General features: G+C 54.5%; 8 protein-coding genes. 2 read left to right on the top strand and 6 right to left on the bottom strand.

The features are described 5' to 3' along the window. Positions 1-5 precede the first annotated feature (5 nt). From hemG to pepQ, 4 genes are read right to left on the bottom strand one after another with little or no spacing between them, the layout of a single operon-like run. Positions 6-551, bottom strand: a complete 546-nt coding sequence (gene hemG, locus GTGU_RS18465) for a menaquinone-dependent protoporphyrinogen IX dehydrogenase (protein WP_038160554.1) — start codon at positions 549-551, stop codon at positions 6-8. 12 nt (positions 552-563) lie between these two features. Further along, positions 564-2,015 carry a Trk system potassium transporter TrkH gene (gene trkH, locus GTGU_RS18460; RefSeq protein WP_038160552.1) on the bottom strand — a complete coding sequence of 484 codons (1,452 nt, stop codon included), beginning with the start codon at positions 2,013-2,015 and terminating at the stop codon, positions 564-566. Positions 2,016-2,054: 39 nt separating this feature from the next. Next, positions 2,055-2,669, bottom strand: coding sequence for an IMPACT family protein (locus GTGU_RS18455; protein ID WP_038160551.1), 615 nt, complete (start codon positions 2,667-2,669; stop codon positions 2,055-2,057). Continuing rightward, the gene (pepQ, locus tag GTGU_RS18450) at positions 2,669-4,000 is read right to left on the bottom strand and encodes a Xaa-Pro dipeptidase (protein WP_038160550.1); all 1,332 of its coding nucleotides are present in this window, start codon (positions 3,998-4,000) and stop codon (positions 2,669-2,671) included. The genes GTGU_RS18455 and pepQ overlap by 1 nt, the downstream gene beginning before the upstream one ends. Before the next feature lie 190 nt (positions 4,001-4,190). Between pepQ and fadB the strand changes: the two genes are divergently transcribed. Both fadB and fadA read left to right on the top strand, forming a co-directional pair. Then, a complete protein-coding gene (fadB, locus tag GTGU_RS18445; RefSeq protein WP_038160549.1) occupies positions 4,191-6,380 on the top strand; it encodes a fatty acid oxidation complex subunit alpha FadB in 2,190 nt (729 codons plus the stop codon). Positions 6,381-6,389: 9 nt separating this feature from the next. Beyond that, a complete protein-coding gene (fadA, locus tag GTGU_RS18440) occupies positions 6,390-7,553 on the top strand; it encodes an acetyl-CoA C-acyltransferase FadA (protein WP_038160547.1) in 1,164 nt (387 codons plus the stop codon). 211 nt (positions 7,554-7,764) lie between these two features. Here fadA and fre read toward each other — a convergent pair whose 3' ends face one another. Both fre and ubiD read right to left on the bottom strand, forming a co-directional pair. Further along, on the bottom strand, positions 7,765-8,469 hold the full coding sequence (gene fre / locus GTGU_RS18435; protein WP_038160546.1) for an NAD(P)H-flavin reductase: 705 nt from the start codon (positions 8,467-8,469) through the stop codon (positions 7,765-7,767). Between the two features lie 38 nt (positions 8,470-8,507). Continuing rightward, positions 8,508-9,992, bottom strand: coding sequence for a 4-hydroxy-3-polyprenylbenzoate decarboxylase (ubiD, locus tag GTGU_RS18430; RefSeq protein WP_038160544.1), 1,485 nt, complete (start codon positions 9,990-9,992; stop codon positions 8,508-8,510). Positions 9,993-10,087 lie beyond the last annotated feature (95 nt).

Here is a 10,087-nt window from a genome sequence, read left to right as displayed (position 1 = left end):
CACGTCTAATTATAGCGCGACTTGTTCACCAGTTGAGCGATTTCCCGGGCGAATTGAGAAACCTGATCCCAGTCGGTATACACCACTTCTTTATGCGCATCCGTTTCGCCGCCAGTCATCTTCATAATCAGGCGAATCATCACCCGGTCGTACCAGCGATAGCGCGGATAACGCAGCGCTCCGGCAAAGACTTCACACCGCGTAGGCTGCCACGGCGAGCGTAACAGAAACTTACGCGTATAGTTGTTCGTCTGCGGCGAGCGTTTCTCCGGTTTACGGGCCACAAGGTTGACGGAGTAAAACGCACTCGGCACCGCCTGCAGGTGTTTGAGGTTATTTTTCACAAAACGCTCTACCGCGGAATGGAAATGCCCGTAGCGGATAGACGCCCCGATGATGACACAATCATAATGTTCCCAGGGAATGTTATCAGCGCGATGCAGATTCACCGTATCTGCCTCTACCCCAAGTTCTTTCAATTCTGAAGCCAGAAAAGACGCAATCTCCCGCGTTTGTCCATCACGGGTAGAGAAAAGAATTAACGTTTTCAACGAGCACTCCTGTTATTCGCGCCAGAACGTTGGGGTAAACAGAACCAGCAGTGTAAAGACCTCCAGACGACCAAACAGCATGTTGGCAATCAGGATCCATTTAGCCACCGGGTTCATACTAGCAAAGTTATCCGCCACAACACCGAGACCCGGCCCAAGGTTATTGAGCGTCGCGACTACAGATGCAAAGGCGGAGAAATCATCCACGCCTGTGGCGATGATCGCCAGCATACTGACAATAAACACCAGCGCATAGGCGGAAAAGAAACCCCATACCGCTTCGAGGATCCGCTCAGGCAGCGCGCGGTTGCCAAGCTTAATACTGTAAACCGCATTCGGATGCACCAGCCGTTTCAGCTCACGGTTTCCCTGCTTGAACAGCAGAAGAATACGGATCACCTTCAGGCCACCGCCCGTCGAGCCGGCGCAACCACCGATAAACGCCGAGCAGAGCAACAGCACAGGCAGGAAGAGAGGCCATCTGGCAATACTGTCCGTCGTAAAGCCTGCCGTCGTGGCCATCGAAACCACCTGAAAGAAGGCCTGATTGAGCGTCGTCATCGCCGAGTTGTAAACATCGTGGAACCACAGCATCAACGTACAGATAAACACCAGCGTCAACTGAACGCCGATAAACATCCGGAACTCCGGATCGCGCCAGTACACCTTCAGACTACGACCACTCAGCAGCGAAAAATGCAGACCATAGTTACACCCGGAAATCAGTAAGAAAATGGCGATGATGGTATTGATGGTCGGGCTGGCAAAATAGCCTACGCTGGCGTCATGCGTAGAGAAACCACCAATGGCGATGGTCGCAAAACTGTGCCCAATGGCGTCAAAGGCGGGCATACCCGCAAACCACAACGCCACCGCGCACGCCACCGTCAGCAGGACGTAAATCAGCCACAGTGTTTTTGCCGTTTCGGCAATACGTGGCCGCATCTTGTTATCTTTTAGCGGCCCGGGCATCTCGGCACGGTACAACTGCATCCCCCCAACGCCCAGGATCGGGAGTATCGCCACCGCCAGCACAATGATCCCCATGCCGCCAAACCACTGCAGCATCTGGCGATAAAAGAGAATGGCATGAGGGAGAGAATCCAGCCCCACCAGCGTGGTGGCGCCTGTCGTCGTTAGCCCGGAAAAGGATTCAAAGAAAGCATCCGTCACCGTCAGGTTCGGTTGTTCAGAAAAAATGAAAGGTAGCGCACCGACGCTCCCCAGCACGGTCCAGAACAGGACAACAATCAGAAACCCTTCACGGGATTTCAGTTCGCCTTTCTCGCGGCGGTTCGGCCACCACAACATTGATCCAATCGCCAGCGCGACGAAAAACGTCTGGGTGAAGGCCCGGCCCGCACCATCACGATAAATCAGCGCCACCAGTCCCGGAACAATCATCGTTCCCGAAAACAGAATGACCAGAAGTCCTACGATTCGGGTTATGGCGCGAAAATGCATCTCTGCCGCTTCCTTTGATATGCAAAAAGTCAGGGGGGATTATTCGTCAATATTCCGTAAATGCAACGAACCACGACTAAAATCAGCAAGCTTTGCTGTAAACGCCACCAGTTCGGACTGTGGAAGCGCGACGCGTAATCGTACCGAATCCTGAAATTCACTGCTGACGACCCTACCGGAAAACTGCCCCAGCAGCGTCTCAACGCCTGCCAACTGGCCATACTCACACTGCAAAGTATATTCGGTCAGCGGCGTCTTGCGCAGCGTCGTCAGTTGCTGTAGCGCCTGGCTGACACCTCCACCGTAGGCTTTCACTAAGCCGCCGGTGCCCAACAAAATACCGCCATAGTAACGCACAACAACCGCCGTGATTTCACCGACGCCACTGCCCATCAGTTGCGCCAGCATGGGTTTCCCGGCCGTTCCCGCAGGTTCACCATCGTCAGAGAAACCCAGCTGTTGCGAATCGTCAGGCGCGCCTGCGACCCACGCCACACAATGGTGACGCGCCTGCGAATGCTCTACCCTGACAGATTCAACAAATGCTTTCGCCGCTTCTACGCCCTCGGTATGGGCGAGAAACGTTATGAAGCGGCTCTTTTTGATCTCTTCAACTACCGTCACCGGCGCGGCCGGAATTAACCAACTGTCCATTACGCCAGCTTCAGATCTCGCGTCATATTCTCAACGCTGTTCTCGTGGATCACGACGTTATCCTCAATGCGGATACCACCAAACGGCTTCAGTGCGTCAATTTTCTGCCAGTTAAAGTGCTTGCTGAATTGCCCTTCGCGCCACGGCGCCAGCAGCGATTCAATGAAGTAAATTCCCGGCTCGATGGTCAGCACCATGCGCGGTTGCAGCACGCGGGTGCAGCGCAGATACGGATATTTCGATGGTGCGGCCAGATGCGTGCCGGTATCGTCCTGCATAAATCCGGCAACGTCATGTACCTGTAACCCCAGCGGATGACCGATACCGTGCGGCATAAACGGCCCGGTAAGATCATTTTCCACCATCGCCTCTTCACTCATATCCGTGACAATCTTGTGTTTGCGCAGCAGCTTCGCAATGCGCTGATGGAACTGTATATGATAATCCACATAGCTGGTGCCGGCTTTCATTGTCGCGATCAGCGCCAGTTGTTCGTCGTTCACATCTTTCACCAGTTGTGCGAAGTCATTATCCCCGTTCGCCGCCCAGGTCCGGGTGAGGTCGGCTGCATACCCATTGTATTCCGCTCCCGCATCCAGCAGGAAGCTGCGCATTTCAGACGGCGCGCGGTGATCCAGTTTGGTGTAGTGCAACACGGCGGCATGTTCGTTGAGCGCCACGATATTGCTGTACGGGACATCGGTATCGCGGTGGCCCGTCGCAGTCAGATAGGCAAGGTTAATATCAAACTCGCTCATTCCCGACAGAAACGCTTCGTGTGCCGCACGATGACCGTTGACCGCCATTTTTTGCGCTTCACGCATGCAGACCAGTTCATAATCGGTTTTGTAAGAGCGGTAATAGTGCAGGTAATCGATCACCCCTTTCGGGTTGATATTACTGGCCGCAATTTCAAGCCCCAACGCACGCTCAGGAACTGGCCCAATGTAAGCGATATTGCCGCGAGCCGCAGGCAACTGGCTACCGATACCATCGGCTTTCGGTAGCGCGATGACTTCTACGTCTTCTGTCCAGAAAGAAGTCGGCAACGGCTCGACGTTGTGCCAGTAATCCACCGGCAGATAGAACCACAGTTTCGGTTTATTCACGCCATCCACCAGCAGCCAGCAATTTGGCACCTGTGTCACTGGCACCCATGACTTAAACTGCGGATTCACTTTAAACGGATAGGGATGATCGTCGAGGAAAACGTTGAACAGCTCGCCCGAGTGAATAAGGAGTGCATCCAGCTTAAAGCGCTCCAGCACATTACGGGTCCGTTCTTGTAAGGTAACGATATGATTTTTATAGAGTGCGGCTAGTGATTCCATCTTTTACCCTTTTGATTTTTTTACCTCAAGTCTCCGCATCTTAGCACACCTCATTCTGGCTGCGTGATTTCTGCCGAGCGTGATCAAGACGGCATTTCTTTAAAGAGTAATTTGCATTTTATTAACATAAAATCCACACTTCGCCTCATCTGGTACGACCAGATCACTTTGCTGGATTCAGGAGACTGACATGCTCTACAAAGGCGACACCCTGTACCTCAACTGGCTGGAAGATGGCATTGCCGAACTGGTGTTCGATGCTCCCGGCTCAGTGAATAAACTTGATACCGCAACCGTTGCCAGCCTCGGCAACGCGCTGGATGTGCTCGAAAAACAACAACATTTAAAAGGGCTGTTGCTGCGCTCCGGAAAAGCCGCGTTCATCGTCGGCGCGGATATCACCGAATTTTTGTCACTGTTTCTGGTCTCTCAGGAGCAGCTGAGCCAGTGGCTGCATTTTGCTAACAGTGTCTTTAACCGCCTGGAAGATCTTCCGGTTCCCACCGTCTCCGCCATTAACGGCTACGCGCTGGGCGGCGGCTGCGAATGTGTACTGGCGACGGACTACCGTCTGGCGACGCCGGATCTGCGTATCGGTTTACCGGAAACGAAGCTGGGCATCATGCCGGGCTTTGGCGGTTCGGTACGTATGCCACGCCTGCTGGGTGCTGACAGCGCACTCGAAATCATTGCCGCCGGAAAAGACGTGGGTGCCGATCAGGCACTGAAGATAGGTCTGGTCGATGGCGTGGTGAAACCAGAAAAACTGCGTGATGGCGCAGTCGCCATCCTGCGTCAGGCTATCAATGGCGATCTCGACTGGAAAGCGAAACGCCAGCCGAAGCTTGAACCACTGAAACTCAGTAAAATCGAAGCGGCAATGAGCTTTACCATCGCCAAAGGCATGGTCACGCAAACCGCAGGCAAGCATTACCCGGCACCGATGACTGCCGTCAAAACCATCGAAGCCGCGGCTAAGCTTGGTCGTGATGACGCCCTGAAGCTGGAAAATCAGAGCTTCGTTCCGTTGGCACATACTCCCGAGGCCCGTGCGCTGGTCGGTATTTTCCTTAACGACCAATATGTAAAAGGTCAGGCAAAGCATCTGACCAAAAACACCGACACCCCGAAACAGGCCGCCGTGCTCGGCGCCGGGATCATGGGTGGCGGGATTGCTTACCAGTCCGCCTGGAAAGGTGTGCCGGTCATTATGAAGGATATCAACGATAAGTCGCTGACGCTCGGCATGACCGAAGCCGCCAAACTGCTGAACAAACAGCTGGAGCGCGGCAAGATTGACGGTCTGAAACTGGCAGGCGTGATCGCCACTATTCACCCGACACTCGACTATGCCGGTTTTGACCGCGTCGATGTGGTGGTCGAAGCGGTGGTGGAGAACCCGAAAGTGAAGAAAGCGGTGCTGGCCGAGACGGAAGACCAGGTGCGCCCGGATACCGTTCTCGCGTCAAATACCTCGACCATTCCGATTTCAGAGCTGGCTGGCGCGTTGAAACGCCCGGAAAACTTCTGCGGTATGCATTTCTTTAACCCGGTGCACCGCATGCCGCTGGTCGAAGTCATTCGTGGCGAAAAAACATCAGACGCAACGGTCGCCAAAGTCGTGGCGTGGGCCAGCAAAATGGGCAAAACCCCTATTGTGGTGAACGACTGCCCCGGCTTCTTTGTTAACCGCGTGCTGTTCCCGTACTTTGCCGGTTTCAGCCAGTTGCTGCGCGATGGCGCGGATTTCCGCAAAATCGACAAAGTGATGGAGAAACAGTTCGGCTGGCCAATGGGCCCGGCGTACCTGCTTGACGTCGTGGGTATCGATACTGCGCACCATGCGCAAGCCGTGATGGCCGCCGGTTTCCCACAGCGAATGCATAAAGATTATCGCGACGCCATTGACGCCATGTTCGATGCCAGTCGTTACGGGCAGAAAAACGGTCTTGGTTTCTGGCGCTATACCGCTGACAGCAAAGGCAAGCCAAAGAAAGAAGAAGATCCGTCCGTGGGCAGCCTGCTGGCCGATGTCAGCCAGCCGAAACGCGACTTCAGCGAAGAAGAGATTATTGCCCGCATGATGATCCCGATGGTCAACGAAGTGGTGCGCTGTCTGGAAGAAGGCATTATCGCCAGCCCCGCCGAAGCGGATATGGCGCTGGTTTATGGTCTTGGCTTCCCTCCGTTCCATGGCGGCGCCTTCCGCTGGCTGGATACGATCGGCAGCGCAAAATATCTCGACATGGCGCAGCAGTATGAGCATCTGGGGCCGCTGTACCAGGCACCAGAAGGTTTGCGCAACAAAGCGCGTCATAACGAAGCATACTATCCCCCGGTTGAGCCTGCCCGTCCGGTGGGTGAACTGAAAACGGCTTGAGGAGTCACGATGGAACAGGTTGTTATTGTTGATGCAATTCGTACCCCAATGGGCCGTTCAAAGGGCGGCGCATTCCGCCATGTCCGCGCGGAAGATCTTTCCGCGCATCTGATGCGCAGCCTGCTGTCGCGCAATCCGGCGCTGGATGCCACGGCCATTGACGATATCTACTGGGGTTGTGTGCAGCAGACACTGGAGCAGGGCTTTAATATCGCCCGTAACGCCGCGCTGCTGGCAGAGATCCCGCATTCCGTCCCGGCCGTCACCGTGAACCGTCTGTGCGGATCATCGATGCAGGCATTACATGACGCCGCGCGCATGATCATGACTGGCGATGCGCAGACGTGTCTGATTGGCGGTGTCGAGCATATGGGTCATGTGCCGATGAGCCACGGCGTCGATTTCCATCCGGGCCTCAGTCGCAACGTGGCAAAAGCCGCGGGCATGATGGGGCTGACGGCGGAAATGCTCTCCCGTCTGCATGGAATCAGCCGTGAGATGCAGGATGCGTTCGCTGCTCGTTCTCATGCCCGCGCCTGGGCCGCCACGCAGTCTGGCGCATTCAGAAGCGAAATTATCCCGACCGGCGGTCACGATGCCGATGGCGTACTGAAGCAGTTTAACTACGACGAAGTGATCCGCCCGGAAACCACAGTTGAAGCGCTGGCGGCCCTGAAACCGGCGTTTGATCCGGTGAACGGCACCGTCACCGCTGGCACCTCTTCCGCTCTCTCTGATGGCGCCGCTGCGATGCTGGTGATGAGCGAGAGCCGCGCCCGCGAGCTGGGGTTGAAACCTCGCGCCCGTCTTCGTTCGATGGCGGTTGTTGGCTGCGATCCCTCAATTATGGGTTACGGTCCGGTTCCTGCGTCAAAACTGGCGCTGAAAAAAGCGGGGCTTTCCGCCAGTGATATCGACCTGTTCGAAATGAACGAAGCGTTCGCCGCACAGATCCTGCCATGTATTAAGGATCTGGGGCTGATGGAGCAGATCGACGAGAAGATCAACCTCAACGGCGGCGCCATCTCCCTCGGCCATCCCCTCGGTTGCTCTGGCGCCCGTATCAGTACCACGCTGATAAATCTGATGGAACGCCAGGATGCCCAGTTTGGTCTGGCGACAATGTGCATCGGGTTAGGTCAGGGGATCGCGACGGTGTTTGAGCGAGTGTAATAACGTATGAGAACGCAACGATGCGAAGCAGCATCGGAGCGCTATCTCAAAGCCATTGGTGCCATAGCAAGGCGGCAAGTGAACGAATCCAGATGAGCTTACATAAGTAAGTGATTCGGGTGAATGAACGCAGCCAACACAGCTATGGTGATAATGGCGAAGAGAGTTTAGTTGCCGTTCTTCCCGCCTGTCAGGGGCGGGTTTTTTATACCTAAATAAACGAAAACGCGTCGCCAAACAGGCGGTCTTCACGCGCATTACGTTCATTACAGAACAGGTCGCGGGCAATTTTCGCCATTTCAAAACGCCCGGCGATATAGATGTCATGCTCTGCCAGCGTACCATGATCCTGCAGCACTGCCGTCAGCACCGTACCTGTACGTCCACGCCAGCCTTCCTCCGGTTGCTCAACCACCGCTTCAACGCGCAGATTAGGATGTGCAACAGACAATGCTTCCAGCTCAGAGAGATCGTAGAGGTGTTTCTCTTCACGGCCGCCCCAGTAAATGGTGATGTCGCGGTCCGGATTTTGCTCCAGCGCTGTCAGCAGAATTGAACGCGCGTAGGAGAAGCCAGTTCCCCCGGCAATCAGGATCAACGGACGCTTTTCGTCGTCTTCACGCAACCAGGCATCGCCGTGTGGAATATCGACCAGCACTTCACGCTCTTTCAGGATGCGATCCATCACTGCCATGGCATATAGATTAATCTCAGATGCCCCAATATGCAGTTCGATAAACCGATGTTCAGAAGGCAAGGAGGCCATCGAGAATGGACGCTTGTCGCGTTCATCCATTACGACCATCAGATACTGACCAGCGCGAAAGGAGAAATCCGCTTCTGGTTCTAAACGAACGCGATATACGGTATCGGTGATGGCTTCTACCGAGGTCACTTTACAGCTTAAGGTTGTCATGCGCTCCCTCTGTCGGGTCTGTTAGGCAAAACGGTCGTTCAGGGTGTATTACCGTTCTTCAGGATAGCCAGTTCATCCCAGATGGCGTCGATACGCGCCGTCACCTCAGGATCCTTTTTAATAGGACGCCCCCATTCACGCTGGGTTTCGCCCGGCCATTTATTCGTGGCATCCAGCCCCATTTTTGAGCCCAAACCGGAAACCGGTGAGGCAAAATCCAGATAATCTATCGGCGTGTTTTCCACCAGCACCGTATCCCGTGCCGGATCCATACGGGTGGTGATCGCCCAAATCACATCATTCCAGTCACGAGCATTCACGTCATCATCACAAACGATCACGAATTTGGTGTACATAAACTGCCGTAAAAATGACCAGACGCCCATCATGACGCGCTTAGCATGACCAGCGTACTGTTTTTTCATCGTCACCACCGCGAGGCGGTAAGAGCACCCCTCCGGCGGCAGATAAAAATCGACAATTTCAGGAAACTGTTTTTGCAGAATTGGAACGAAGACTTCATTCAGCGCAACACCCAGCACTGCAGGCTCATCCGGTGGACGACCGGTATAAGTTGAGTGATAAATGGCGTCTTCACGCTGCGTAATGTGCGTCACTGTAAACACCGGGAAATTATCGACTTCATTGTAATATCCGGTATGGTCGCCGTACGGACCTTCTGCCGCAACTTCGCCCGCTTCAATGTAGCCTTCCAGCACAATCTCCGCGCTGGCCGGAACTTCAAGCTCGTTAGAAATGCACTTCACGACTTCGGTTTTGGTACCACGCAACAGTCCCGCAAACGCATATTCTGACAGCGTGTCCGGTACAGGTGTCACCGCCCCGAGGATAGTTGCCGGATCCGCGCCTAATGCCACGGAAACCAGAAAACGTTCGCCCGGATGTGCCTCGCACCACTCCTGGAAATCCAGCGCGCCGCCACGATGAGATAACCAGCGCATGATCAGCTTATTTTTGCCAATCAGTTGCTGGCGATAAATACCGAGATTTTGCCGCTCTTTGTGCGGACCGCGAGTCACTGTCAGCCCCCAGGTAATCAGCGGCGCGGCATCTTCTGGCCAGCAAGTCATAATAGGGATACGAGTTAAATCCACCTCATCACCGCTGATGATCTTCTGCTGACAAGGCGCGCCACGCAGGCGTTTGGTCGGCATATTCAGCACTTGTTTGTAGTGCGGAAGTTTATCAAACAGATCACGGAATCCTTTTGGTGGCTCGGGTTCTTTAAGAAAAGCCAGCAGCTTACCCACTTCCCGTAGCGCTGTGACATCTTCCTGCCCCATCCCCATCGCCACACGTTTCGGCGTGCCGAAGAGATTGCACAGCACAGGCATAGTGTAACCTTTGGGGTTCTCGAACAGCAGTGCCGGACCACCGGCACGTAATGTCCGGTCGGCAATCTCAGTGATTTCCAGATAAGGATCAACCGGCAGCGTAATACGCTTTAGCTCGCCTTGCTGCTCCAGTAATGTCAGAAAGTCGCGTAGGTCGTGGTATTTCATGGAGTAGGTTCTGGCCTCTTTATCAGCGCGTTATTATACGGCGTTCGCCTGCGTGATGCTGTATTTTTGTTAAATTAGCGTGAACTCACACTCTC

The sequence above is a fragment of the Trabulsiella guamensis ATCC 49490 genome, assembly GCF_000734965.1.
GTDB classification, from domain to species: domain Bacteria; phylum Pseudomonadota; class Gammaproteobacteria; order Enterobacterales; family Enterobacteriaceae; genus Trabulsiella; species Trabulsiella guamensis.
This window is presented reverse-complemented; position numbering and strand designations above follow the sequence as displayed.